This is a genomic window from Bacillus sp. JZ39 (assembly GCF_053903145.1).
In genome coordinates this window covers 2,774,931-2,799,215 of the sequence record NZ_CP096389.1, presented here as the reverse complement: position 1 = coordinate 2,799,215, position 24,285 = coordinate 2,774,931, and the positions used below count along the sequence as shown (strand labels likewise).

Sequence of the window (24,285 nt, the reverse complement as noted above, 5' to 3'; positions counted from 1 at the left end):
TTGCTGTCATATTTAAGTTTTTCTGCCATCCAGTATTTGTGATAAAATACCTTTGGCCATAAGTGTACCACGTTTGCCGGCAGCCCGTTAAGCCGGAGCTTTCTCATGAAGTGAAACATTTTTCATATTGAATCGTATAATGAGAGAGTTTAGGAAAAAGGAGGAGAAAAAATGAATGCAAAAAGATGGATTGCATTAGTGATTGCTCTGGGGATTTTCGGCGTGTCTATTATCGTCAGCATCTCTATGAGTTTCTTTGAAAGCGTCAAAGGCGCTCAAACGGATCTCACATCACTGACGGATGAATCGCAGGAAAAGACGCTGGAAAACGGCAGTCTCTCAAGTAAAATTGCCGTATTAGAGGTCAGCGGCACCATTCAGGATAATGGGGACTCAAGCAGTCTGCTTGGTGCAGACGGATATAACCACAGAACGTTCTTAAAAAACCTTGAGCGCGCAAAAGATGACAAGGCGGTCAAAGGTATCGTTCTGAAGGTGAATTCTCCGGGTGGCGGAGTGTATGAAAGTGCTGAAATACATAAGAAACTGGAAGAAATCAAGAAAGAAACGAAAAAACCGATTTACGTGTCAATGGGTTCGATGGCAGCATCAGGAGGCTATTACATCTCAACAGCGGCTGATAAGATTTTTGCGACACCGGAAACCCTGACCGGGTCACTCGGCGTCATTATGGAAAGCGTCAATTATTCAAAGCTTGCCGACAAGCTTGGCATTTCTTTTGAAACGATTAAGAGCGGGGCCCATAAGGACATTATGTCTCCTTCCCGTGAGATGACGAAAGAAGAAAAAAACATCATGCAATCGATGGTTGATAATTCGTATGAAGGCTTTGTTGATGTCATTTCAAAAGGGCGCAGCATGCCGAAAGCAGAGGTAAAGAAAATTGCGGACGGCCGCGTGTATGACGGACGGCAGGCGAAAAAACTGAACCTCGTTGATGAGCTTGGTTTTTATGACGATACCATTACGGCCATGAAAAAGGATCACAAGGATTTGAAAAACGCCTCTGTCATTTCTTATGAGGAAAGCTTCGGATTAGGCTCACTGTTTTCCATGGGCGCGAACAAAATGTTTAAAAGTGAAATTGATTTTTTGAATATGAGAGAAATTCTATCGCAATCCGGTTCGCCGAGAATGATGTATCTCTATGCGAAGTAGGAGGGAACAATAATGGACGCGACATATGAAGAGTTAGAGCGCAATGACATCAAAGGCCCGCAAGAAGCGGAGCAGCTGACACATGCCTATGCTGGCTTTTGGGTTCGTTTCTGGGCTTTCCTGCTTGATTGGCTCGTGATATGGGGATTAAACCATTTGCTCGTTTCTCCCCTCTTTACCGTATTGGATCTGCCGAAAACATCCGGCATGTTTACCTTCTCGGCCTACAGTGTGACAACGCTTATTGTGTATCTTGCCTACTTCGCACTCATGACTAAATACTTCAGGCAGACGCTTGGTAAAATGGTGTTCGGCCTCAAAGTGGTTTCTGTGAAGCGAGATAGCAAGCTGACATGGAGTACAGTGATTTTTCGTGAAGTGGTGGGACGGTATATTGATAAGATTTGGATTTTATATATCGTTGTTGCCTTTTCACCTACAAAACAAGGGATTCATGATTACATCGCGGATACCACCGTGGTGCATGAAAAATTATACCGCAAATAACCGATAACCCGGACCTCCGTCCGGGTTTATTTTTTTAGGAATTGGCGATAATGCTCCTAGAGGAAGTGAAGAATATGGTGTATGTACTGATAGCCATTCTTATTCTCATAGGGATCGTACTGCTTCTCAGAATGAAAATCCATGTCGCGCTGGAGTATCTTCATGCCGCTGATAATGACAAATTGACCTTGAAGATTACGGCGCTGTTTGGCCTTATAAGGATCAAAAAAACAATTCCGGCGATTAAGGTGAACAAAGAAGACGGAACAGTGGATATCAAACAAAAAACTGAATCTAAAATGAAAAAAAGCAGCGGAAAGAAAAAAATTACACAAAATGATGTGCAGCAAAGCATTAATAAAATTGAAATGCTTTTGCATCAGGTTACCAGACTGCGAAAAATCAGCGCGTCTTTTCTCGCGCATTTACATATCACAAAACTAGAATGGGTTACAGTAATCGGAATTCAGGACGCGGCAGTGACAGGTGTGTTAACAGGTGCTGTATGGGGTGTGAAGGGCGGTATCGCAGCAATGCTCTACGACCACCTGGACTTTGTGAATAAACCTGTCTATGAGGTGATCCCGTCGTTTCAAGTCCCTGTTTCCAAGACCCATTTTCAGTGTATATTCTTTTTTCGCTTTGGACATGCTATGCTTGCAGCTTTCAAATTCGTCAAATACGGACGGGAGCTATCCGTATTAAAGAAGAATCCGTCGGCTAGAATGACTTCAAAGAATGATTCATCAGTTTAAGGAGGAAGCGTATATGGCAGACCATCCCATCCAAGGTTTAATGAAAACCGCAATGGAAAACTTGAAGGAAATGATTGATGTTAACACCATCATCGGAGATCCAGTAGAAACGCCTGATGGAAGTGTGATTTTAACTGTTTCTAAAGTTGGATTCGGATTCGCCGCAGGCGGAAGCGAGTTTGGCGGAAAGCCGGCCGAAAAGAAATCGGAAGACGATGAGACAAGAGAACAGAAACTTCCTTTCGGAGGCGGAAGCGGGGGCGGTGTGTCCATTACGCCGATCGCGTTTTTAATTGTCGGATCGACAGGCATCAGAATGCTTCATTTAGATGAAAATACCCATTTAATAGAGAAAATTTTAGACGCAGCCCCTCAAACACTCGAGCGCATCCAGCAAATGTTCAAGAAAAATAACAAAAACCAAGGCCAGGGCCAAAATCAAAACCAAATGAACAATATGAATTATTAAAAAAGGTTAACTGCGCTGGCCGCAGTTAACTTTTTTTTGGCATAAACTTTGCAGTTTGCAGGAAACTTTACTATGATAGAGACATACATACAAAAGGGAGGAATTATAATGGCTGAAATTACATTCAAAGGCGGTCCGGTTACACTTGTCGGACAAGAAGTGAAGGTAGGAGATCAAGCTCCTGATTTCACAGTGCTGACTAACAGCCTTGAAGAAAAATCGTTAGCTGACATGAAAGGAAAGGTAACGATTATTTCTGTTATCCCTTCAATTGATACAGGTGTTTGTGATGCACAAACACGCCGTTTTAACGAAGAAGCTGCAAAGCTTGGAGATGTCAACGTCTACACAATCAGTGCAGACCTTCCATTTGCGCAAGCGCGCTGGTGCGGCGCTAACGGAATTGACAAAGTGGAAACACTGTCTGACCACAGAGATATGTCATTTGGCGAAGCGTTCGGTGTGTATATTAAAGAACTTCGTCTGCTTGCGCGTTCCGTATTTGTCCTTGATGAGAACGGAAAAGTCGTTTACGCTGAATATGTAAGCGAAGCAACAAACCACCCGAACTATGAAAAGCCAATTGAGGCTGCTAAGGCATTAGTGAAGTAAGCAGGGAAAAAAGCTCCAGGCTGCCGCCGGAGCTTTTTTCATGGCAAGGAGGAATACAATATGCAAAAAGACCATGTTGGTGCGGTGTATGAGCTGTTAAACGAAGCCGCGATTATGATAAAGAATGAATTGCAGATTTCATATATAGAGGCGCTGGCCGAAGCAGGAGAAATGTATTTTCTTGAAAAAACGGATCAGCTGAAACTGCCTGCTGATCAGAAAACCAAACAACTTCAGGCTCTGCTTGAAAAAGCGGAATTCGGCACGTATGAGCATGAGTGGGTACGCAAGGCTTTTCAGCTTGCCGTCCTTAAAGGAATGAAAGATATCTCCCATCCAAACAGACAGATGACGCCGGATACGATCGGGCTTTTCATCAGCTATTTGGTGAATAAGTTTATGGCGGACAAAAAGGAACTGACCATTCTTGATCCAGCCTTGGGAACTGGGAACCTTCTGTTTACCGTGCTGAACCAGCTGTCTGAAAAAACGGCAAACAGCTTTGGCATTGAAATTGATGATGTGCTCTTGAAGATCGCCTATGCCCAAGCGAACCTTCTGAAAAAAGAGCTTGAGCTTTTCCACCAAGACAGCCTTGAGCCGTTGTTTATCGATCCAGTTGACACGGTCATTTGTGATCTGCCAGTCGGCTATTATCCGAATGACGAAGGAGCAGAAGCGTTTGAGCTCAAAGCTGACGAAGGCCATTCCTTCGCTCATCATCTGTTTATTGAACAGAGCGTCAAGCATACCAAATCGGGCGGCTACTTATTTTTTATGATTCCGAATCATTTGTTTGAGAGCTCCCAAAGCGGCAAGCTGAAACAGTTTTTCAAAGATAAGGTTCATATCAACGCACTGTTGCAGCTGCCAAAATCTATTTTTAAAGACGAAGCTCATGCCAAAAGCATCCTTGTGCTTCAGAAACAAGGAGAGAATACGAAAGCGCCGGGGCAAATTCTGCTTGCGAATCTTCCGTCTTTCTCCAATCAAAAGGCGATGCTTGATATGATGGCTCAATTTGATGAATGGTTTAAAAAAGAAAAGTAAGTGTTTTAAAAGCAGCTTAGGCAGCCGTATGAGGTCGATGCCTAAGCTGCTTTTATTTATGCTTTTGAAGACCGGACTTGACGAATTGAATCCAGCTTTGAAACACAAAATACAGAGGGAAAAACCGCAAATTGTAAGCGTTCATCAATACAAAACCTATAGGGAATGTGTCTGAAAATAACGACTTCTTATTGTAAGCGTTATCAATACGCAAGTTGACTTGAAAAGCCGACATGACAATGTTTAAATGGAAAAGTCAGATATTTTTCGGAGAAGATGTTGATATTCACCGGGAAAAAAGTACGAAAAACGAAGTTGTTGATACAGAGTATAAAGGAGCGTCAATCATGTCCAAAATTATTGCAATTAACGCAGGAAGCTCGTCTTTGAAATTTCAGCTTTTCGAAATGCCTTCAGAAACCGTTTTAACGAAGGGTTTAGTTGAACGAATCGGTATCGCCGACAGCGTATTCACAATTTCTGTGAACGGCGAAAAAAATACAGAAGTAACTGATATTCCAGATCATGCGGTAGCTGTTAAAATGCTGCTGAATAAGTTAACGGAATTCGGCATTATTAAAGACTTGAATGAAATTGACGGAATTGGCCATCGTGTCGTTCACGGCGGAGAAAAATTCAGCGATTCTGTTTTATTAACGGATGAAACCATTAAGGAAATCGAAGATATTTCTGAATTGGCACCGCTTCACAATCCGGCAAATATCGTTGGAATTAAAGCGTTCAAAGAAGTGCTTCCAAATGTTCCTGCGGTAGCTGTATTTGATACAGCATTCCACCAAACAATGCCTGAGCAGTCTTACCTTTACAGCTTGCCGTATGAATACTATGAAAAATTCGGCATACGTAAATACGGCTTCCACGGCACTTCACATAAATATGTAACTGAGCGTGCGGCAGAGCTTCTCGGCCGTCCGTTAAAAGACTTGCGCCTGATTTCCTGCCACCTTGGAAACGGAGCAAGTATTGCCGCTGTTGAAGGCGGAAAATCTATTGACACATCCATGGGCTTTACGCCGCTTGCCGGTGTAGCAATGGGCACACGCTCTGGAAACATCGACCCTGCCCTGATCCCATACATCATGGAGAAAACAGGCCAAACGGCTGACGAAGTACTGAATACATTAAACAAAAAAAGCGGACTGCTCGGCATTTCCGGTTTCTCAAGCGATCTTCGTGACATCGTTGAAGCAACGAAAGAAGGAAATGAGCGCGCGGAAACGGCTCTTGAAGTATTCGCAAGCAGAATCCACAAATACATCGGTTCTTACGCTGCAAGAATGAGCGGTGTCGATGCGATCATCTTTACTGCCGGTATCGGTGAAAACAGTGTGGAAGTCAGAGAACGCGTTCTTCGCGGTTTAGAATTCATGGGCGTATACTGGGATCCTGCGCTTAATAACGTGCGCGGCGAGGAAGCTTTCATCAGCTATCCGCATTCTCCAGTAAAAGTCATGATCATTCCGACTGATGAAGAAGTCATGATTGCGCGCGACGTTGTTCGTTTAGCAAAATAAATTGCATGAAAGCACATTCTCTTGAATGTGCTTTTTTATTGATGCATGATAGTGACAGACAGAAAACATAAAAGAGGTGGGCCAATGAGCGTTCAAGAGCATAAACAAGAAGCTCCCGATATCGTTCGGTGCAAAGTGATTACTGTCAGTGACACGAGGACAGATGAAACCGATAAAAGCGGCAAGCTGATGATCTCATTTTTAGAAGAAGCCGGTCATCATATTGCCGCATATGAAATTGTAAAAGACGAAAAGGATGCTTTGCAGCGGTCAGTGCTTGCGGGCTGCATGGATGAACAGACAGACGCGGTACTCTTAAACGGAGGGACAGGCATAGCAGATCGGGATGTCACAATTGAAGCCATTACGCCGCTGTTTTCGAAAGAGCTGCCCGGCTTTGGAGAAATATTCAGGATGCTGAGTTATACAGAGGATATCGGCTCTGCTGCAATCATGTCGAGAGCAACTGCCGGCGTCATTCAGCATACCGCTGTTTTCTCAACGCCAGGCTCAAGCGGCGCGGTAAAGCTGGCAATGAATAAGCTGATTATTCCCGAACTTGCGCATGTGGTCAGAGAAATCAGAAAAGACAAGTAAATGAATAAATACTACGAAACTTCACCTGAAATTTAGGTGAAGTTTTTTTTATAAAAGGCTTGAAAAAACGAAACGTACTTGTTAAAGTGTATACATACAAAATGTATTTTTATTAAATATAATTTATTTTTATACAAAATAGAAACACGGTTGAGAGGGGAATTTTATCATGTCAGAACAGAAAAAAGTCGTATTAGCATACTCAGGGGGTCTTGATACTTCCGTCGCAATAAAATGGCTTCAGGAGCAAGGATATAATGTAATCGCCTGCTGTCTGGATGTCGGTGAGGGCAAAGATTTGGCATTTGTTCAGCAGAAAGCGCTTGAAGTCGGCGCGACAAACTCCTACGTGATCGATGCAAAAGAAGAATTTGCACAGGACTACGCGCTTATTTCTTTGCAGGCCCACACGATGTATGAAGGAAAATACCCGCTTGTTTCGGCATTATCTCGACCGCTGATCGCGAAAAAACTGGTTGAAATAGCGGAAAAAGAAGATGCACAGGCGATTGCCCACGGATGCACAGGGAAAGGAAATGACCAGGTTCGTTTCGAAGTCTCCATTAAATCATTAAACCCTGACCTTGAAGTCATCGCGCCGGTTCGCGAATGGCAGTGGTCACGTGAAGAAGAAATTGAATATGCGGCTAGCCGCGGCATTCCGATTCCGATCAATCTTGACAGCCCGTATTCTATCGACCAAAACCTCTGGGGACGTGCCAATGAGTGCGGCATTTTAGAAGATCCATGGGCGGCGCCGCCAGAAGGTGCATACGATTTAACAGCTCCGCTGGAAAAAACGCCGGACACGCCGGAAGTGATTGAAATTGCATTTGAACAAGGCGTGCCTGTCTCCATTGACGGTGTTTCCTACTCGCTTTCTGAACTGATCTTGAAGCTGAATGAAATGGCGGGCGCGCACGGTGTCGGACGTATCGACCACGTGGAAAACCGCCTCGTTGGCATTAAATCCCGGGAAGTATACGAATGCCCTGGTGCGATGACACTGATCAAAGCGCATAAAGAATTAGAAGATTTGACTCTGGTGAAAGAGGTAGCCCACTTTAAACCGATCATCGAGCAAAAAATGTCAGAAATCATTTACAACGGCTTATGGTTCTCACCGTTAAAAGAAGCGCTGCACGCTTTCTTAAAAGAAACGCAAAAGCATGTCACAGGCATTGTCCGCGTGAAGCTGTTTAAAGGCCATGCAATTGTAGAAGGGCGTAAATCGGAATACTCTCTATATGATGAAAAACTTGCAACATATACAAAAGACGATGCATTTGATCACCATGCAGCAATCGGATTTATCGAGCTTTGGGGACTTCCGACAAAAGTGAACAGCATCGTGAAAAAGAAGGAGCAGATTAAAGCATGAAGAAGCTTTGGGGAGGCCGATTTCAAAAAACACCGGAAAAATGGGTCGACGAGTTCGGCGCGTCCATATCATTTGACCAACATTTAGTTGCTGAAGACATTACAGGGTCTCTCGCACATGCTGCCATGCTGAAAAAATGCGGTATTCTGACAGCAGAAGAAGAGCTGAAAATCCGAGAGGGCCTGAATACCCTTTTGCAAAAAGCAGAGGAGGGAGCATTGGAATTCTCAGTCGATTATGAGGATATTCATTTGAACATTGAGAAAATGCTCATTGACGAAATCGGTCCTCTTGGCGGCAAGCTGCATACCGGCAGAAGTCGGAATGACCAGGTGGCGACTGACATGCATTTATACTTGAAGAATCATGTCGGCCACATCATCGAGCTGATTGAGGCATTCCAAAGTGCGCTGATTGAAAAGGCGGAAGCGAACATCGAAACAATTCTCCCTGGCTACACACATCTGCAGCGCGCCCAGCCGATTTCATTCGCTCACCATCTGCTTGCGTATTTCTGGATGCTGGAGCGCGACAAGGAGCGTTTTCAGGATTCAATGAAGCGGATTAACAAATCTCCGCTCGGCTGCGGGGCGCTCGCGGGAACAACCTTCCCAATTGACCGTGATTATTCAGCAGAACTGCTCGGCTTTGATGCCATTTATGAAAACAGCTTGGACGGCGTCAGCGACAGAGACTTCATTTTGGAGTTTTTAAGCAACAGCAGTATGCTGATGATGCACCTATCCCGTTTCTCTGAAGAAATCATTTTATGGTGCTCGCAGGAGTTTAAATTCATCGAGCTTGACGATACGTACGCAACAGGAAGCAGCATGATGCCGCAAAAGAAAAATCCTGATATGGCGGAGCTGATCCGCGGCAAAACAGGACGCGTATACGGCGATATGATGGGGCTGTTTACGATCATGAAAGGACTTCCGCTCGCTTACAACAAAGATCTGCAGGAAGACAAAGAGGGCATGTTTGACACGGTGAAAACGGTGGAGGGCAGTCTGCAAATCTTCACAGGCATGATCCAAACAATGACTGTAAACAAAGACGTCATGAAGCAAGCGACAAAACAAGACTTTTCAAATGCGACGGAACTGGCGGATTATTTAGCTAAAAAGGGAATGCCGTTCAGAGAAGCGCATGAAGTGGTCGGGAAACTTGTGTACACATGCATCGAAAGAGGGATCTATTTAAGCGATATGCCGTTTGGCGAGTTTCAGCAGGCTAGCACACTATTCGAAGAAGATATTTACACTGTGTTAGACCCTTACTACGCAGTTGAAAAAAGAATGAGCGCCGGGGGCACCGGATTTAAACAGGTAAAGCAGGCGCTTGAAAAAGCGAAAGCTTGCGTGGCAGCTGGAGTTTGTTAAAATTTCCTTCATAAAATCCCGTCATTATAGCCAACCTACCTCTATAATGATGGGAGGCAGAATGATGAAAAAAGAACCGGAACGCTATATTTATGATGAACAAGAAAGCCAGGAGACAACAAGGCTCATTTCAGAAGCATATCAAAGCGGTTATGTCGATATGCCTGATCAGGAGTCTTCATCTCCTGCAGAATAAGCTGTCTGTACAGGCAGCTTTTTTTGTATGCCAAAGTGTAAAAAGTGATATTGCAAGCCTTTTATAGTAAAGTAGAAGAAGAAACACTTTATTGAAAGCGGCGACGTTGCTTTGGGAGGTATTCATGTGCGACATGCTTTAATTACTGCCGGTTCGAAGGGTTTAGGCCGCAAAGTGACTGAAACGTTGCTTGCAAAGGGGTATTCAGTAACAGTCAATTACAGACAGGATGAGGAGGCAGTCAGCCGCCTGAAGGAAGCCTGTCCCGATTGTCTTGACCGGCTGCAATTTGTAAAAGGTGATGTCACCAAAAAAGAAGATCTGCTGCGTATTGCAGAGGCTGCCTTAAACCGCTTCGGAAGGATCGACTTTTTGATTAACAACGCGGGACCATACATATTTGAACGTAAAAAGTTAGCCGATTATACTGATGATGAATGGTATGGCATGCTGGAAGGAAATTTAAGCGCCGTCTTTCATTTATTCAAAGCGGTTATTCCTATTATGAGAAAACAGCAATTTGGACGCATCATTACGTACGGATTCCAAGGTGCGGCTCACGCGCCCGGCTGGCTTCACCGATCGGCATTTGGCGCTGCAAAAGTGGGCTTGGCTTCTTTGACGAAGACAATTGCCATTGAAGAAGCCGAATTCGGCATAACCGCCAACATGGTTTGCCCGGGAGACATTGTCGGCGACATGAAAGAAGCATCGATAGAGGAAGCCAGAATGCGAATCGGCAAAGAAAAAACGCCGATAGGAAGATCCGGTACAGGCGAGGATATCGCCCGGATTATCGCTTTCTTGTGTGAGGAGAACTCAGACCTTGTGACAGGGACTGTCATTGAAGCCACCGGAGGCCTCAATGTCATTAACAAGAATCAAACAACATAAGTTTTTCAGCTTTTTAAAAAGGGAAAATAAAAAAATCAAAATCATGTGACGAGGTGAAAGAAATGAAAGTGACATATCACGGACATTCTGTAATCACAGTGGAAACGAAGGACCATCATATTATTTTTGATCCGTTTTTAACAGGGAATTCATTAACGGATATAAAGCCGGAGGATGTAAAAGCGGATGTCATCTTACTAACGCACGGCCACAATGACCATGTCGGTGATACTGAACAAATCGCCAAGCAAAATAACGCGTTGGTTATAGCCCCGAACGAGCTCGCTGTGTACTTAGGCTGGAAAGGCTTGAATGTTCATCCAATGCATATTGGCGGCTCCCGCCAGTTCGATTTTGGAAAAGTGAAGCTTACACAGGCCTTTCATGGATCAGCCATCACAGACGAAGAAAACAAAACGATCACTTACACAGGCATGCCTGCCGGTATTTTGCTGACTGTAGAAGATAAAACGATTTTCCACGCGGGCGATACGGCTCTTTTCTCTGATATGAAACTCATTGGCGAATTGAATCATATCGACCTTGCTTTCCTGCCGATTGGCGATAACTTTACGATGGGGCCTGAAGACGCCAAGCTTGCCGCTGAATGGCTGCGCGCAAAACAGGTCGTGCCGGTGCATTACAATACATTCCCGGTCATCGAACAAGACCCAGAAGCATTCGCTGACAGCCTGCCGGGCGGAGTCGGCAAAGTCATGTCGGTCGGTGAGACGATCGAGCTTTAAACCGTGAAACCATCTCCTGATGAATCAGGAGGTGGTTTTTATTTTTTCAGTTATCCTGTAATGGTCTTATCAGAGGTTCCTTCCAATTCTTTGCTGCGCTGCTGAAAACGTTTGGTTATCCGGGCGATCAAGTCCTTCGTGGCGCGGTCAAAATGAACTTCTTTTTGATTTGTCAACAGCCCTATGGGCGGGGTGATATCCAGGTTCAGAATTGGAATAACTTTAGTGCCGTTGAACGGTTTAGAATGTGCGGTGCTGGTAAAGATTGAAATTCCGATGTTTTCACGTACGTAATATTCATGTGACATGCTGCTTGTGAGCTCCATTTTTTTGTAGCGATTCCCGAGTTCTTTATGTAAGTGCTGTTCAATTTGTAAGCGAATGGGGCAATTGGCGGGCGTAAATATGAAGCGCTCCTCTGCTAAATCAGACAAATGGACAGCCTTCTTCTCAGCGAGCGGATGTTGGTCAGATACAATCACATTTAATGTGTCATAAAAAAATGGATGGTAGTAATTTTCAAGAATCAGCTCCGGCTCGCCGCAGACTGCAAAATCAATCGTCCCGTCTAAGAGCTTTTGACTGCAGGTATTGGCGTCATCAACCTTGATATTAACTGTTATCTTTGGGTAATCCTTTAAGAAATCCTTTAAAATCTCGGGGAATATCAGACTGGCGGTTGGCTCTGAAACCCCTATGTTGATAATGCCTGCCTCTTCTTCCTTTAAGTCGGAGAGGTTGTGTTTAAGCGCCTCGTATTGTATCAAGAGATCTCCTGTTCGTTCATAAAAAAGCTTCCCTGCTTTTGTCAATTGCAGGCTTTTTCCTCTTTCAAACAGCAGTACGCCTAAATCCTGCTCCAATTGCTTCATACGCATCGATATCGTCGGCTGCGAGTAGTTGAGTATTTCTGCAGCTTTATAGAAGCTTCCAAATTTTACAATCGTATGAAACGTTTTGATTGAGCGTAACTCCAATGTGCTCCCTCCTGTTTTTCATCATTAAAAATACTGAAGTGAAGGTTTACTTTTTTTGATTAGTCAAAGATCAGAGTATGCTTTATAGTATAAACAATAAAAGCTTAGTAAACAAATAGGAATTATATATTTTGTGAAGAGGAGTGACAAAAATGAGTGAGGATATTTTTCGACTGGCAACTGTTGAAGATGCATCGGAGCTGTTGAAACTGGTTAACAGCGCATTTCAGCCCATTCGGCAGCTGGATATTGATTGGCCATCCACGAGAGCTGATATCCAAATGGTATCAGAAAATATTGAACATCATTCAGCGATTGTGCTGGAACGGGATGGGAAGCTGATTTCAACGATTACAATCAGGTTCCCGTGGGAGAGTGAGACGCCTCCTTCAAAATATCCGTTTGTGTGGTGGTTTGCGACACTGCCGGAATATAAAGGGCAAGGCGCCGGAAGTAAGCTGCTTACGTATGTTGAAGAAAAAGTGCTTCGAGATATGCTGAAGGCTCCTGCGCTGACACTCGGCACATCGGCGCGCAAGCATCCTTGGCTTGCTGACATGTACAGAAGGAGAGGGTATGAAGTGTATTTTGAGCAGGAAAAAGACGGGGACATAGGTGTGATGATGCACAAGGTTCTGATTCCGGAACGATTTAACCCAACGCTTTTAGGTGCGCCCAGCTGGGCATGATGTGAGGCAGCCTATGAATAAGCGTAAAGGATTGGTTTTGCTGCTGTCAGTGTTTGCATTACTTGGCGGGGGATGTTCGCAAACAAATAACAAAACAGATCGTCAGGCTCAAACAGTCATAATCGGCACTGGAACAGATTTTCCGAATATTGCGTTTTTAAATGAAAAAGGCGATTTGACCGGGTATGACATTGAAGTGATGAAAGCCATCGATAAGGAGTTGCCTCAATATACATTTGAATTTAAAACGATGGATTTCTCAAATCTGCTGACGAGTCTCGGAAATAAAAAAATTGATGTGATTGCGCACAATATGGCCAAAAATAAAGAACGAGAAAAGCGTTTTTTGTATCATAAAGTCCCATATAACTACTCGCCGATGTACATCACGGTGAAAGAGGATAATCACAAGATTCATACATTAAAAGACTTGCACGGAAAAACAGTCATAGTTGGCGCCACGTCAAATGCGGCAGATTATATTACAAATTACAACAAAACGCACGGCAGCCCGATTCATTTGAGATATGCGGGACAGGGAAGCAATGACACCGCCAATCAAATTGAAACCGGGCGCGCAGATGCAACGATAGCTACACCGTTTGCCGTCGATTTTCAGAATAAAACGCACGCCTTCCGCCAAAAGACAGTCGGTGACGTGTTATTAGATACCGAGGTGTACTTTATGTTTAATAAAGGCAGCCAAACCTTGGCGGATGACACGGATCAAGCGATTAAAAAGCTGGAGAAAAACGGAACGCTAAAAAAACTAAGCCGAAAATGGCTCGGGGCAGATTATTCAAAATCAAGTTTTGAAAAATAAATGGGGCGATGAGATGAAAATGAAAGCAGCATTTATGACAATATTATTTTCGCTTATAACAGTTCTGTCAGCTTGCGGTGCAGGCAGTCAAACGACGGGAGCCGGGCAAAAGAAGGTACAGACGATCACGGTCGGAACTGGAACCCAATTTCCGAATATTTGCTTTATCGATGAAAAAGGCGATTTAACCGGTTATGATGTCGAACTGATCAAAGAGCTTGATAAGCGCCTGCCACATTATAAATTCACATTTAAAACGATGGAATTTTCCAACCTGCTTGTCAGCCTCGGACAGCATAAAGTCGATATCGTGGCACATCAAATGGAGAAAATCAAAGAGCGTGAGAAAAAATTTCTGTTTAACAAGGTTGCTTACAACCATTTTCCTTTAAAAATTACTGTGCTTCAAAATAACGATACGATCCGTGGAATTGAAGACTTAAAAGGAAAACGGGTGATTACGAGTGCAACCTCCAACGGAGCGCTTGTACTGAAAAAATGGAATGAGGATAATGGACGGCCGTTTGAGATTGCCTATGAGGGCCAAGGCGCAAATGAGACTGCGAATCAGCTGAAATCGGGGCGTGCGGACGCAACGATCTCAACGCCTTTTGCAGTAGACTTTCAAAACAAGACGAGCGCTATTAAAGAAAAAACCGTCGGTAATGTGCTTTCAAATGCCAAAGTGTATTTTATGTTTAACAAAAATGAACAAACGTTAAGTGACGATATTGATAAAGCCTTACAGGAAATCATTGATGACGGAACGCTGAAAAGGCTCAGTTTGAAATGGCTTGGTGACGACTATTCCAAAGAGCAGTATTAGGTAAAAAGAGAGGGAGCAGTGATGGAAAAAGCGTTTGATATGAACATGATTGGAGATTTTGTGCCGACGTTAACCGCTTATTTACCGGTTACATTATACATTTTAACACTGTCCTTGCTTTTCGGTTTTGTATTAGGACTCTTTCTGGCACTGCCCCGCATCTACAATATTCCAATTGTAAATCAATTGGCAAAAGTGTATATCTCATTTTTCAGGGGAACGCCTATCATGGTGCAGCTTTTCATCGTGTTTTACGGAATCCCGGCGCTTACGGGGCTTATCGGGATTGATACATCAAAAATGGACCCGTTTTATGCTGCTGTCGCAACCTACGCGTTAAGCAATGCAGCGGCAGCCGCAGAAATCATTCGAGCGGGGGTGGGCAGTGTAGATAAAGGCCAAACGGAAGCGGCGTACAGTATTGGCTTAAGCGGTAGTCAGGCCTTCAGACGAATCGTTCTGCCCCAGGCACTTGTCCAGGCGTTTCCGAATATGGGAAACATGGTGATCAGTTCTTTAAAAGATACGTCTCTAGCCTTTTCAATAGGTGTTATGGATATGTCCGGAAGGGGCCAAACACTGATTACCTCAAGCAACCATTCTCTTGAAGTTTACATTGCGCTATCGATTGTTTATTATGCTGTAGCGATTTTATTCGAAGGGTTCTTTCGAGTGGCAGAAAAACGAATCAAGAAGAATCAAACAAGGATTGCTACTGTTTTTGACATGAACATACATTGATATATTTCTTCGGATGAGGGGGGAGAAGATTGCAATTTGACTTTCCATTTATCGTTTCCGCCATGAAAGAAATGGTAAAGACCATTCCTCTGACATTGATGATGGCTGTTTTGCCGATTGTGTTTGGATTTCTCGTGGCTCTTGGAAATATAATTGTTAGAATTTTTAGAATTAAGGGCTTGGTGGCTTGCTCAAGGTTTTATGTGTCTTTCTTTCGAAGTACACCTGCAATTCTTCACATTATGTTGATTTATTTAGGGATACCGCCTGTTGCAGATCAAGTCAGCAGTTTTTTTCATCTCGGCTGGTCCGCCAATGAGATACCGGTCTCCATGTTTGTCATTATGGCCTTGTCTTTAACTGCCGGAGCTTATCTGACAGAAATCATCCGGTCGGGCATTCTGGCGATGGATACCGGACAGGTCGAAGCGGCTTATTCAATCGGCTTGACACACAGCCAAACATTTCGGCGTGTAATATTGCCGCAGGCGCTGATGGTTTCCATCCCAAACTTCACAAATTTGGGTATCGGCTTTTTGCATACCACCTCTATCGCGGCTATAGTGGCTGTCCCAGAGATTACAGGGACGGCGACTATCGTTGCTTCTGATAATTATGCATTTTTAGAAGCGTTTATTGGAGCAGCGATTATCTATTGGGTGCTGACTCTAATCCTAGAATCCGTAAATGGAGTATTAGAGAGAAAGGCAGCCAGATTTCAAGGAGGCACTTTATGATTGAGATTAAAAATATCCATAAACAGTTTGGCATCCACCATGTATTAAAAGGGATAAATCTCACGGTACGCAAGGGAGAAGTTGTGACGATTATCGGGCCGAGCGGATCAGGGAAAACCACCTTTTTACGGTGCCTGAATTTATTAGAACGTCCAGACGAAGGGATCATTTCTATACATGACAAAGTGATTAATTGCAGCTTTCCGTCCAAAAAAGAGGTTCACCGGCTCAGAAAACAGACGGCAATGGTATTTCAGCAATACCACCTGTTTGCTCACAAAACGGTGATTGAAAATGTCATGGAGGGCTTGACGATTGCCCGGAAAATGAGAAAACAAGACGCGTATGCCGTAGCGGAAAATGAACTGAGAAAGGTCGGGCTTCAAGATAAATTGAACGCTTATCCGAGTCGGTTATCGGGAGGACAAAAGCAGAGGGTAGGGATAGCAAGGGCGCTTGCCATTCATCCTGATGTGCTGCTGTTCGATGAGCCGACGGCAGCGCTTGACCCGGAGCTGGTCGGTGAAGTACTTGAGGTAATGCTGGAAATCGTGAAAACCGGAGCCACCATGATTGTTGTTACACATGAAATGGAGTTTGCAAGAAGGGTCTCTGATCAAGTTGTTTTTATGGATGAAGGAGTCATTGTTGAACAAGGAACCCCGGAGGAAGTCTTTCGCCATACCAAAAAAGACAGAACGAGGCAGTTTCTCCGCCGTGTTTCGCCGGAATATTTATTTGAACCAAAAGAACACATAAAGGAGCCGGTGATATGATCCGCTTAAGTATTTTAGACCAAAGCTTGATTGGTGAAGGGGAGACAGCAGCTGATACATTACAGCATACAGTGAACTTGGCACAAATGGCTGAAGAGTGTGGATATCACCGATTTTGGGTGGCCGAACATCACAACAATGATGAGATTGCAGGGTCTGCACCCGAGGTTCTTTTAGGCTATCTTGCTGCAAGCACAAGAAAAATTCGTTTAGCATCAGGCGGAGTGATGCTGCAGCATTACAGCTCTTATAAAGTAGCGGAGCAATTCCATCTTCTATCAGCGTTAGCTCCCGGCCGTATAGATCTTGGAGTGGGCAAAGCGCCCGGCGGGTTTCAGCTGTCCACAGACGCGCTGCAGGCCGAATATAAAAAACCGGTGCGTCAGTTTGATGAAAAACTGGAGGAGCTTACTCATTTCGTACGGGACGATTTTCCTGATACCCACCGCTATGCCGCATTGCGTCCTAGGCCGCAGGTTGATCGGAAGCCGGGTATTTTTCTATTGGGAGGAAGCGCAGAGAGTGCCATTTCGGCTGCAAAACTGGGAATCTCTTTTGTCTTTGCTTACTTTATTAACGGTGAAGAGGAAGTGCTGAAGGAAGCCCGCCGAGCATTTGACGCGTATCTCCCGCCAGGATCTGAGGCTGAATTTCATCTTGCCCCCGCTGTTTTTGCGGCACATACAAAAGAAGAAGCGGAAAAACATATTGTGTCGCGTGAATCGATAAAAGTGGTTTTGAAAGACGGGCGTAAGGTCAACGTCGGTTCCCGCGAACAGGCTGAGGCCTATCTGGAAAACGTCACAGAGCCCTATGACATCATCGTGCAAAAAACCGGGATTATTGCCGGAACAAAGGAAGAAGTGGCAGAAGAATTAACACGTTTATCAGGCACATACAAAATCAATGATTTTGTTATTTTTACACCTATCAAAAATGCTGTAGAAAAACAGCTGTCTTATCAGCTGCTGAGCGATGCAGTTTTAGCTGCAAAAAATTAAGGAGGGACAGAAGAATGAGTGATGTTGTGAACATTGTGGTTTGGAGTAAAAAAGGCTGTTCGTATTGTGAGGAAGTCAAGAATTATTTGAATGAAAAAGGGTTCCCGTTCCAAAATATCGATGTTTCAGAGAAAGAAAAGCTTCGGGATATTTTACAGGTGAAATATGGGGTACGCCATGTGCCTGTGGTCGAAATCGGGCGCGGCAATCAGTATCAAGGGATAACTGAAATCGGCATTGAACACCTTGATCTTGCACTTGCTAATCATGCACAGATAAAGGAGGCAAAAAGATGACACGTTCAGATTTTATTCAGTTTGGAGCCATGATTCACGGTGTCGGGGGAACAACTGACGGCTGGCGTCATCCCGATGTTGATCCCTCGGCCAGCACGAATATTGAATTTTACATGAAAAAGGCGCAAACAGCTGAAAAAGGTTTGTTTAGTTTTATTTTCATTGCAGACGGCTTATTTATTTCTGAAAAATCGATTCCTCATTTTTTAAACCGTTTTGAACCGATCACCATTTTATCTGCGCTGGCATCGGTTACCAAAAATATTGGTTTAGTAGGGACGTTCTCTACATCTTTTACTGAGCCATTCACTATCTCCAGACAATTGATGTCGCTGGACCATATCAGCGGGGGCAGGGCTGGCTGGAATCTTGTTACTTCTCCACAGGAAGGAGCGGCGCGCAACCATAGTAAGTCTAATTTGCCAGAACACACTGAACGTTACGAGATCGCACAAGAGCATTTAGATGTTGTGCGCGGGCTGTGGAATTCCTGGGAGCATGACGCATTTATACACAATAAGAAAACAGGGCAGTTTTTCGATCCGGCGAAGCTTCATCGCCTGAATCATAGAGGAAAGTATTTTCAAGTAGAGGGGCCCTTGAATATCGGGCGCTCTAAGCAGGGAGAGCCTGTAGTGTTTCAAGCGGGTTCATCAGAAACAGGCCGGCAGTTTGCTGCTAAAAATGCGGATGCGATTTTTACCCATTCCAATTCATTAGAAGAGACAAAAGCGTTTTATGCGGATGTGAAAAGGCGAGCTGCTGATGAAGGGCGTGATCCTTCAAGTGTGCGGATTTTTCCAGGGATCAGCCCGATTGTGGCAGATACGGAAGAAGAGGCGGAAAAGAAGTATCGTGAATTTGCAGAATTGATACCGATTGAAAATGCTGTTACTTATTTGGCCCGTTTTTTTGATGATTATGATCTGAGTGTTTACCCGTTGGATGAGCCATTTCCCGATATTGGCGATGTGGGAAAGAATGCGTTTCAAAGCACAACAGACCGGATTAAGAGAGAAGCAAAAGCCAGAAATCTGACATTGCGGGAGGTAGCACAGGAAATGGCTTTTCCACGGACTCTATTCATCGGAACACCAGAGCGTGTCGCATCCTTAATTGAAACTTGGTTCAACGCTGAGGCGGCGGATGGGTTTATCATTGGGTCGGATATACCGGGAACACTTGATGCTTTTGTAGAAAAGGTGATTCCGATTCTTCAAGAAAGAGGGCTTTATCCTCAAGATTATCGCGGCGGGACATTGCGGGAAAATCTCGGTCTTGGCATTCCGCAGCATCAATCCGTTTTACATTCATCACATCGTTAGGTTTCGCCTGATCGAATGCGGAAGCTGAGAGGGGAGGCTGACTTTTTTGACGATCATTGCCGGTACGGTTGTGAAAGGAAAACAATTAGGCAGAAAGCTTGGATTCCCCACGGCAAATGTAGATGCAAAAATGCATGGGCTGCGTAATGGAGTTTATGGGGTTCTGGCGACAGTCAATCATCAATTTCATTTAGGGGTTATGAATATCGGTGTGAAACCGACGGTGGGCTCTAACCTTGAAAAGACATTGGAGGTTTTTTTGTTTGACTTTCATAGAGACATTTATGGAGAAAAAATCGAATGCAGCATTCTCTTTAAAATTAGAGAAGAAAGAAGGTTTGATTCTTTGGAGTCTTTAACAAAGCAAATTAAAAAGGATATTTCGTGCGTTGCAAAACGCTTTGAGCTGATTGGGATTATGGCACCGAACAAAAAAGAAAGCCTGCTTTCCCATCAGGAGTTAAATCTTCCGGATCTCTGCTTTTACAAGAAATGTAACAACCTATATGGCGTCAACCGAGGCGTATACAATGTCATTGATAACTGGTTTTTTGAGTACGGAATTACACAAGTAGTTTACAGGCGCATTTATATTTTATCTTTTTTAAGCTTTTTGAAAGAGGATAATCCGAAAGTTTCCAGTAAGTATATAAGATTTGGGGCGGGTGGTCTTGCTGATAAATTGAACCGATTTATTTCATCTTATGTTGAAGAGTCTGAAGAAAATATATTGGGATAGGGAAAGGAGCGGAACATATGTCTTTGGATTATTGGAGAAATATAGAAGGCTCCTATCCATATCAGACTACAGGAAATGACATCCTGAAGTTGAAAGGGGAGTCTAATCCCGTAAATCTCTCAACGCTAGAAAAGCAGCTCATCGGCATTCGCTGGCACCTGCACCAATATCCTGAACTGTCAAAAGAAGAATTTGAAACAACTGCTTTTATAAAAAAATGCCTTAAAGAAAAGGGGATACAGATTCGCCCTACTGCTCTAAAAACGGGTGTGTTCGCAGACATAGCAGGGGAGTCAGAAGGTCCGGCGATTGCTTTGAGGGCTGATATTGACGCCTTGCCAATTGAAGAAAAAACAGGATTGCCTTATGCGTCTAAACATAAAGGGATCATGCATGCGTGCGGTCATGATTTTCATACGGCAGCGCTTCTTGGTGCGGCCTTTTTATTGAAGGAAAATCAAGACAGTCTGAAAGGAAAGATTCGTTTATTATTTCAGCCGGCAGAGGGAGCGGGTGCAGGCGCTGCAAAAGTGATAGAGGACGGCCAACTGGATGGCATTGATGCGGTTATTGGCCTTCACAATAAACCGGATATCGCGGTTGGGACTGTAGGGTTAAAAACAGGCCCGCTTATGGCTGCTGTTGACCGATTTAAAGTAGAGATAGAAGGGAAAGGCGCTCATGCAGCATTGCCGCATAATGGTTTTGATCCAATTGTCGGCGCCTCTCAGCTTATTGTCGCCCTGCAAACGATTGTAAGCAGAAATGTAAACCCGCTGCAAAGCGCGATTTTAACCATAGGGAAAATCAACGGCGGCAGCACTTGGAATGTCATTCCGGATACAGTGGTCATTGAGGGCACTGTTCGTACATTTGATTCAGAGGTTCGTAATCAAGTGAAACAGCGTTTTTTTGCAGTCACAGAGCAGATTTCTGCCGCTTTCTCGTTAAAGGCAAATGTGAAGTGGCATTCCGGACCGCCGCCGCTTTGTAATGATGAGGCAATTACGGGGCTGGTGCGAGACGCTGCACATAAAGCGAAACTTCAAGTCATTGATCCCGCCCCATCAACCGCGGGGGAAGATTTTGCTTATTATCTTGAGCATATTCCGGGATCCTTTGCGTTTTTTGGAACAGACGGTGATCATGATTGGCACCACCCTGCATTTACAATTGATGAAACTGCCATTATCAAAGCCTCTTATTTTTTATATGAAAGCGCCAAGAGGTTGTTAGATTCGAATGAAGAGTCAAAAATATCTGATTGATATAGATGGGGTGTTCTGATGAAGAAATTAATCGTTTTTGCATTTATTGGTTTATTGTCGCAGTTAATAGACGGTTCGTTAGGTATGGCTTATGGGGTTACCTCAACTTCTTTGTTATTGGCGTTCGGCATCACACCTGCTGTGGCTTCAGCTTCTGTCCATTTAGCGGAAGTCGTAACGACTGCCGCATCGGGAGTGTCGCATATTAAATTTGGCAATGTTGACAAACAAACCGTTTATCAGCTTGTCATTCCCGGCTCTATAGGCGCTTTTTTAGGCGCGGCATTCCTCAGCCAATTACCTGGAGATGTGGCGAAACCCTATATTTCTTTGTTTTTGCTCCTTCTGGGCGGATATGTATTGATCAGGTTTTTATTTCAATATAAGCCGGCTCTTGAGAAGAAGCATGTGCCGTTAAACCGAAAACAATCCATCCCATTGGGCGTGATCGCTGGTTTTGCAGATGCCACAGGCGGAGGCGGCTGGGGACCGGTGACCACTCCGATTTTATTATCCCGCAAAGGCTTGAGCCCGAGGAAAGTTGTCGGGACTGTAGACACAAGTGAATTTGCCATCGCCGTATCTGCAACTGCCGGTTTTCTTATTTCATTAGGATGGGAGGACGTCAATTGGTTATGGGTGTTTTCACTAATGGCCGGCGGAATTATCGCTGCCCCTATCGCAGCATGGCTGGTGCAGAAGTTTCATCCGCAATTGATGGGTGTGCTTGTAGGAGGATTTATTATTCTGGTAAATGCCAGAACATTAATAAATGAATGGATCGCAAACACAGCTGTTTATCCATTGATCTATACAGCCATAGGGGCGATATGGCTATCCGCAGTTTTATTTGTTTTATCTAAAATAGGGAATCGAAATATTGTTAAGACAGCGGTTGATGTCCATTTAAAAGAAAAATAAAGGTTTTTCCGCTTTACGATGTAAAAGGAGCCACGGGGTCCTTGCGCTTGACTGGAACGAAATCAACGCTGTAAGAAGCCGGTCGGGCTTCTTTTTTATTTTCCAGCCTCATTGCGTATAAATCCTTTGAAACCTTATAATAAAAACAAGAAGACTGTCCTTAGAGGTGAAAGGCTTGGCAACGAAGCATGAACAAATTTTAACGTATATCGATTCACTGCCTGTCGGTGAAAAAATTTCTGTCCGAAGAATTGCAAAGGAAATGAAAGTAAGCGAAGGAACCGCGTACAGAGCGATCAAGGAAGCAGAGAATAAAGGGTTTGTCAGCACGATTGAACGTGTGGGCACAATCAGAATTGAACAAAAGAAAAAAGAGAACATTGAAAAGCTTACCTATGCAGAGGTTGTAAATGTTATAGACGGACAAGTGCTCGGAGGCAGGGCAGGGCTCCATAAGACATTGAATAAATTCGTCATCGGCGCGATGGAGCTTGACGCGATGATGCGTTACACCGCAGCGGGGAATCTTTTGATTGTCGGAAACAGAATCAATGCACACAGGCAGGCGCTTGAAGCGGGCGCGGCCGTATTGGTGACCGGGGGCTTTAACACGGATGACAGCATTGTGCAGCTGGCAGATGAGCTTGAACTGCCGATTTTATCCACGAGCTATGACACCTTTACAGTTGCCGCGATGATTAACCGGGCAATTTATGACCAGCTGATCAAAAAAGAAATTGTTTTAGTGGAGGACATCCTAACACCTGCTGACCGCACGGTATATCTTTCGCCTAAGGATAAACTTGAAAAATGGTATGAGAAAAATTTTGAAACGGGGCACGGCCGCTTCCCGGTTGTCGACGATCAAATGAAAATCCATGGCATTCTGACATCAAAAGATATTGCTGGCCATGACCGAAATGCATCTATAGAAAAAGTTATGACCAAAAATCCCGTCACGGTTATTGGGAAAACATCTGTCGCTTCAGCTGCGCAAATGATGGTATGGGAAGGGATCGAAGTGCTTCCCGTCACTGACGGCCACCAAAAACTCATCGGCATGATCAGCCGCCAAGACGTATTGAAAGCTCTTCAAATGATTCAAAAGCAGCCGCAGGTCGGGGAGAAGCTTGATGATATCGTTTCAAGGGGGTTTAAAGATGAGGGTGATGATAAAGAAGATCAAACGGTTTACGAGTATGAAGTCACGCCGCAAATGACAAATCAGCTTGGAACCATTTCTTATGGCGTATTTACTACCATTTTGACGCAAGCGGCAAACCGATTTTTGCGCTCGAAAAAACGCGGCGAACTCGTCATAGAGAGCATCACCATCTTCTTTTTGAAGCCTGTGCAGATGGAATCAGTCATCGAAGTCAAACCTCGCATCTTGGAGGCCGGCAGAAAGTTTGGGAAAATGGAAGTGGAAGTGCACAGCCAAGGTCATATCGTGTCTAAAGCGATGCTGATGGTTCAGCTGATGGAAAGAAGCTAAGGGACGTTCAGGCGCCCCTTACGCGTGATCTCTTTCAGCTTCTTTGGCGTGAAGGGGATTGTAATGCCTAAAGGCTTTATAACCTGCCCAAGCGCTTCCTGCTCCTATGACGATAAAGATACCGCCGATTACTAACGTTAATACTGAATGGAATAATATCATTTGGTTAAGCCCGTAGAACAGGACTAGTGACCCTAAGGCCATGCTTGATTTTGCTGAACATATTTCTTTTGCCAAAGATGGCTTTGCCCGTACGCCTTTTACTTTATAGTACACATAAAAGCAGGCTGAAAGCCCAATCAAAAAAACAAGAACCAGCATAAATGAAATCCTCCATCGTAAAAGTTTACAAACCCATTTTATACAAA

The 24,285-nt window shown here is 44.2% G+C and carries 29 protein-coding genes; 27 read left to right on the top strand and 2 right to left on the bottom strand.

From position 1 onward, the window contains the following. Nucleotides 1-171: 171 nt before the first annotated feature. The 14 genes from sppA to M1D65_RS14335 all read left to right on the top strand — a co-directional run bounded on the left by sppA (nucleotide 172) and on the right by M1D65_RS14335 (nucleotide 11,303). Nucleotides 172-1,179 (top strand): signal peptide peptidase SppA, encoded by a 1,008-nt coding sequence (sppA, locus tag M1D65_RS14400; protein ID WP_064670904.1) that lies wholly within the window; start codon nucleotides 172-174, stop codon nucleotides 1,177-1,179. Between the two features lie 12 nt (nucleotides 1,180-1,191). Continuing rightward, complete coding sequence (locus M1D65_RS14395; RefSeq protein WP_014480553.1) at nucleotides 1,192-1,686, top strand: RDD family protein; 495 nt, start codon at nucleotides 1,192-1,194, stop codon at nucleotides 1,684-1,686. A gap of 74 nt (nucleotides 1,687-1,760) precedes the next feature. Further along, entirely contained in the window at nucleotides 1,761-2,441 is a 681-nt protein-coding gene (locus M1D65_RS14390; RefSeq protein ID WP_029726407.1) for a DUF2953 domain-containing protein, read from the top strand. 13 nt (nucleotides 2,442-2,454) lie between these two features. Further along, nucleotides 2,455-2,910 (top strand): GerW family sporulation protein, encoded by a 456-nt coding sequence (gene ytfJ / locus M1D65_RS14385; protein WP_003223504.1) that lies wholly within the window; start codon nucleotides 2,455-2,457, stop codon nucleotides 2,908-2,910. 108 nt (nucleotides 2,911-3,018) lie between these two features. Then, on the top strand, nucleotides 3,019-3,522 hold the full coding sequence (gene tpx, locus M1D65_RS14380; protein ID WP_003223506.1) for a thiol peroxidase: 504 nt from the start codon (nucleotides 3,019-3,021) through the stop codon (nucleotides 3,520-3,522). Nucleotides 3,523-3,582: 60 nt separating this feature from the next. Next, on the top strand, nucleotides 3,583-4,572 hold the full coding sequence (locus M1D65_RS14375) for a class I SAM-dependent methyltransferase (RefSeq protein WP_032722344.1): 990 nt from the start codon (nucleotides 3,583-3,585) through the stop codon (nucleotides 4,570-4,572). Beyond that, the gene (locus M1D65_RS14370; protein ID WP_123372909.1) at nucleotides 4,544-4,747 is read left to right on the top strand and encodes a hypothetical protein; all 204 of its coding nucleotides are present in this window, start codon (nucleotides 4,544-4,546) and stop codon (nucleotides 4,745-4,747) included. The genes M1D65_RS14375 and M1D65_RS14370 overlap by 29 nt, the downstream gene beginning before the upstream one ends. Before the next feature lie 172 nt (nucleotides 4,748-4,919). Then, nucleotides 4,920-6,107 (top strand): acetate kinase, encoded by a 1,188-nt coding sequence (locus M1D65_RS14365; protein WP_003223511.1) that lies wholly within the window; start codon nucleotides 4,920-4,922, stop codon nucleotides 6,105-6,107. 84 nt (nucleotides 6,108-6,191) lie between these two features. After that, nucleotides 6,192-6,704 (top strand): MogA/MoaB family molybdenum cofactor biosynthesis protein, encoded by a 513-nt coding sequence (locus tag M1D65_RS14360; RefSeq protein ID WP_004398479.1) that lies wholly within the window; start codon nucleotides 6,192-6,194, stop codon nucleotides 6,702-6,704. A 169-nt stretch (nucleotides 6,705-6,873) separates the two neighbouring features. Continuing rightward, nucleotides 6,874-8,085, top strand: coding sequence for an argininosuccinate synthase (locus tag M1D65_RS14355; protein ID WP_021480305.1), 1,212 nt, complete (start codon nucleotides 6,874-6,876; stop codon nucleotides 8,083-8,085). Then, a complete protein-coding gene (argH, locus tag M1D65_RS14350; RefSeq protein WP_049141025.1) occupies nucleotides 8,082-9,467 on the top strand; it encodes an argininosuccinate lyase in 1,386 nt (461 codons plus the stop codon). The genes M1D65_RS14355 and argH overlap by 4 nt, the downstream gene beginning before the upstream one ends. Nucleotides 9,468-9,528: 61 nt before the next feature. Next, a complete protein-coding gene (locus M1D65_RS14345; RefSeq protein WP_004399018.1) occupies nucleotides 9,529-9,663 on the top strand; it encodes a hypothetical protein in 135 nt (44 codons plus the stop codon). A 126-nt stretch (nucleotides 9,664-9,789) separates the two neighbouring features. Beyond that, nucleotides 9,790-10,557, top strand: a complete 768-nt coding sequence (locus M1D65_RS14340) for an SDR family oxidoreductase (protein ID WP_004398521.1) — start codon at nucleotides 9,790-9,792, stop codon at nucleotides 10,555-10,557. A 62-nt stretch (nucleotides 10,558-10,619) separates the two neighbouring features. Next, nucleotides 10,620-11,303 carry a metal-dependent hydrolase gene (locus M1D65_RS14335; RefSeq protein ID WP_003245964.1) on the top strand — a complete coding sequence of 228 codons (684 nt, stop codon included), beginning with the start codon at nucleotides 10,620-10,622 and terminating at the stop codon, nucleotides 11,301-11,303. Nucleotides 11,304-11,353: 50 nt separating this feature from the next. On the opposite strand, the gene ytlI is transcribed toward M1D65_RS14335, so the two are convergent. Further along, nucleotides 11,354-12,280 (bottom strand): LysR family transcriptional regulator YtlI, encoded by a 927-nt coding sequence (gene ytlI / locus M1D65_RS14330; RefSeq protein WP_032726399.1) that lies wholly within the window; start codon nucleotides 12,278-12,280, stop codon nucleotides 11,354-11,356. Nucleotides 12,281-12,432: 152 nt separating this feature from the next. Here ytlI and snaA point away from each other — a divergent pair, with 152 nt between their 5' ends. The 13 genes from snaA to M1D65_RS14265 all read left to right on the top strand — a co-directional run bounded on the left by snaA (nucleotide 12,433) and on the right by M1D65_RS14265 (nucleotide 23,917). Next, nucleotides 12,433-12,969: an N-acetyltransferase SnaA gene (gene snaA / locus M1D65_RS14325; RefSeq protein ID WP_015251464.1), complete on the top strand. Its 537-nt coding sequence runs from the start codon at nucleotides 12,433-12,435 to the stop codon at nucleotides 12,967-12,969. A gap of 13 nt (nucleotides 12,970-12,982) precedes the next feature. Next, nucleotides 12,983-13,792, top strand: coding sequence for a sulfur-containing amino acid ABC transporter substrate-binding protein TcyJ (tcyJ, locus tag M1D65_RS14320; protein ID WP_032726398.1), 810 nt, complete (start codon nucleotides 12,983-12,985; stop codon nucleotides 13,790-13,792). 13 nt (nucleotides 13,793-13,805) lie between these two features. Next, the gene (gene tcyK / locus M1D65_RS14315; protein WP_456270601.1) at nucleotides 13,806-14,618 is read left to right on the top strand and encodes a sulfur-containing amino acid ABC transporter substrate-binding protein TcyK; all 813 of its coding nucleotides are present in this window, start codon (nucleotides 13,806-13,808) and stop codon (nucleotides 14,616-14,618) included. A gap of 21 nt (nucleotides 14,619-14,639) precedes the next feature. After that, nucleotides 14,640-15,359, top strand: a complete 720-nt coding sequence (gene tcyL / locus M1D65_RS14310) for a sulfur-containing amino acid ABC transporter permease TcyL (RefSeq protein WP_049141029.1) — start codon at nucleotides 14,640-14,642, stop codon at nucleotides 15,357-15,359. A gap of 29 nt (nucleotides 15,360-15,388) precedes the next feature. Then, entirely contained in the window at nucleotides 15,389-16,096 is a 708-nt protein-coding gene (gene tcyM / locus M1D65_RS14305; protein WP_015714510.1) for a sulfur-containing amino acid ABC transporter permease TcyM, read from the top strand. Continuing rightward, on the top strand, nucleotides 16,093-16,872 hold the full coding sequence (gene tcyN, locus M1D65_RS14300; protein WP_456270600.1) for a sulfur-containing amino-acid ABC transporter ATP-binding protein TcyN: 780 nt from the start codon (nucleotides 16,093-16,095) through the stop codon (nucleotides 16,870-16,872). Before tcyM ends, tcyN begins: the two co-directional genes overlap by 4 nt. Continuing rightward, nucleotides 16,869-17,873: an LLM class flavin-dependent oxidoreductase gene (locus M1D65_RS14295; protein WP_049141032.1), complete on the top strand. Its 1,005-nt coding sequence runs from the start codon at nucleotides 16,869-16,871 to the stop codon at nucleotides 17,871-17,873. Before tcyN ends, M1D65_RS14295 begins: the two co-directional genes overlap by 4 nt. A 14-nt stretch (nucleotides 17,874-17,887) precedes the next feature. Then, nucleotides 17,888-18,169 carry a glutaredoxin family protein gene (locus M1D65_RS14290; RefSeq protein ID WP_004399148.1) on the top strand — a complete coding sequence of 94 codons (282 nt, stop codon included), beginning with the start codon at nucleotides 17,888-17,890 and terminating at the stop codon, nucleotides 18,167-18,169. Then, nucleotides 18,166-19,494 carry an LLM class flavin-dependent oxidoreductase gene (locus M1D65_RS14285; protein WP_064670910.1) on the top strand — a complete coding sequence of 443 codons (1,329 nt, stop codon included), beginning with the start codon at nucleotides 18,166-18,168 and terminating at the stop codon, nucleotides 19,492-19,494. Before M1D65_RS14290 ends, M1D65_RS14285 begins: the two co-directional genes overlap by 4 nt. Before the next feature lie 46 nt (nucleotides 19,495-19,540). Further along, complete coding sequence (gene ribR / locus M1D65_RS14280; protein WP_064670911.1) at nucleotides 19,541-20,233, top strand: RNA-binding riboflavin kinase RibR; 693 nt, start codon at nucleotides 19,541-19,543, stop codon at nucleotides 20,231-20,233. Nucleotides 20,234-20,250: 17 nt separating this feature from the next. Next, the gene (gene sndA / locus M1D65_RS14275) at nucleotides 20,251-21,501 is read left to right on the top strand and encodes an S-alkyl-N-acetyl-metabolite deacetylase SndA (RefSeq protein WP_064670912.1); all 1,251 of its coding nucleotides are present in this window, start codon (nucleotides 20,251-20,253) and stop codon (nucleotides 21,499-21,501) included. An 18-nt stretch (nucleotides 21,502-21,519) separates the two neighbouring features. Next, the gene (locus M1D65_RS14270) at nucleotides 21,520-22,422 is read left to right on the top strand and encodes a sulfite exporter TauE/SafE family protein (RefSeq protein ID WP_029318234.1); all 903 of its coding nucleotides are present in this window, start codon (nucleotides 21,520-21,522) and stop codon (nucleotides 22,420-22,422) included. Between the two features lie 175 nt (nucleotides 22,423-22,597). Then, nucleotides 22,598-23,917: a CBS domain-containing protein gene (locus M1D65_RS14265; RefSeq protein ID WP_004398641.1), complete on the top strand. Its 1,320-nt coding sequence runs from the start codon at nucleotides 22,598-22,600 to the stop codon at nucleotides 23,915-23,917. Nucleotides 23,918-23,935: 18 nt separating this feature from the next. Here the strand turns inward: M1D65_RS14265 and M1D65_RS14260 are convergent, their stop codons facing one another. After that, nucleotides 23,936-24,238: a YtpI family protein gene (locus M1D65_RS14260; RefSeq protein WP_003229401.1), complete on the bottom strand. Its 303-nt coding sequence runs from the start codon at nucleotides 24,236-24,238 to the stop codon at nucleotides 23,936-23,938. Between the last annotated feature and the right edge of the window lie 47 nt (nucleotides 24,239-24,285).

Excerpts from the sequence above, each read along its gene's own strand:
- sppA (WP_064670904.1), top strand. The coding sequence starts at position 172 with ATGAATGCAAAAAGATGGATTGCATTAGTGATTGCTCTGGGGATTTTC.
- M1D65_RS14395 (WP_014480553.1), top strand. The coding sequence starts at position 1,192 with ATGGACGCGACATATGAAGAGTTAGAGCGCAATGACATCAAAGGCCCG.
- M1D65_RS14390 (WP_029726407.1), top strand. The coding sequence starts at position 1,761 with ATGGTGTATGTACTGATAGCCATTCTTATTCTCATAGGGATCGTACTG.
- ytfJ (WP_003223504.1), top strand. The coding sequence starts at position 2,455 with ATGGCAGACCATCCCATCCAAGGTTTAATGAAAACCGCAATGGAAAAC.
- tpx (WP_003223506.1), top strand. The coding sequence starts at position 3,019 with ATGGCTGAAATTACATTCAAAGGCGGTCCGGTTACACTTGTCGGACAA.
- M1D65_RS14375 (WP_032722344.1), top strand. The coding sequence starts at position 3,583 with ATGCAAAAAGACCATGTTGGTGCGGTGTATGAGCTGTTAAACGAAGCC.
- M1D65_RS14365 (WP_003223511.1), top strand. The coding sequence starts at position 4,920 with ATGTCCAAAATTATTGCAATTAACGCAGGAAGCTCGTCTTTGAAATTT.
- M1D65_RS14360 (WP_004398479.1), top strand. The coding sequence starts at position 6,192 with ATGAGCGTTCAAGAGCATAAACAAGAAGCTCCCGATATCGTTCGGTGC.
- M1D65_RS14355 (WP_021480305.1), top strand. The coding sequence starts at position 6,874 with ATGTCAGAACAGAAAAAAGTCGTATTAGCATACTCAGGGGGTCTTGAT.
- argH (WP_049141025.1), top strand. The coding sequence starts at position 8,082 with ATGAAGAAGCTTTGGGGAGGCCGATTTCAAAAAACACCGGAAAAATGG.
- M1D65_RS14345 (WP_004399018.1), top strand. The coding sequence starts at position 9,529 with ATGATGAAAAAAGAACCGGAACGCTATATTTATGATGAACAAGAAAGC.
- M1D65_RS14335 (WP_003245964.1), top strand. The coding sequence starts at position 10,620 with ATGAAAGTGACATATCACGGACATTCTGTAATCACAGTGGAAACGAAG.
- snaA (WP_015251464.1), top strand. The coding sequence starts at position 12,433 with ATGAGTGAGGATATTTTTCGACTGGCAACTGTTGAAGATGCATCGGAG.
- tcyJ (WP_032726398.1), top strand. The coding sequence starts at position 12,983 with ATGAATAAGCGTAAAGGATTGGTTTTGCTGCTGTCAGTGTTTGCATTA.
- tcyK (WP_456270601.1), top strand. The coding sequence starts at position 13,806 with ATGAAAATGAAAGCAGCATTTATGACAATATTATTTTCGCTTATAACA.
- tcyL (WP_049141029.1), top strand. The coding sequence starts at position 14,640 with ATGGAAAAAGCGTTTGATATGAACATGATTGGAGATTTTGTGCCGACG.
- tcyN (WP_456270600.1), top strand. The coding sequence starts at position 16,093 with ATGATTGAGATTAAAAATATCCATAAACAGTTTGGCATCCACCATGTA.
- M1D65_RS14295 (WP_049141032.1), top strand. The coding sequence starts at position 16,869 with ATGATCCGCTTAAGTATTTTAGACCAAAGCTTGATTGGTGAAGGGGAG.
- M1D65_RS14290 (WP_004399148.1), top strand. The coding sequence starts at position 17,888 with ATGAGTGATGTTGTGAACATTGTGGTTTGGAGTAAAAAAGGCTGTTCG.
- M1D65_RS14285 (WP_064670910.1), top strand. The coding sequence starts at position 18,166 with ATGACACGTTCAGATTTTATTCAGTTTGGAGCCATGATTCACGGTGTC.
- sndA (WP_064670912.1), top strand. The coding sequence starts at position 20,251 with ATGTCTTTGGATTATTGGAGAAATATAGAAGGCTCCTATCCATATCAG.
- M1D65_RS14270 (WP_029318234.1), top strand. The coding sequence starts at position 21,520 with ATGAAGAAATTAATCGTTTTTGCATTTATTGGTTTATTGTCGCAGTTA.
- M1D65_RS14260 (WP_003229401.1), bottom strand. The coding sequence starts at position 24,238 with ATGCTGGTTCTTGTTTTTTTGATTGGGCTTTCAGCCTGCTTTTATGTG.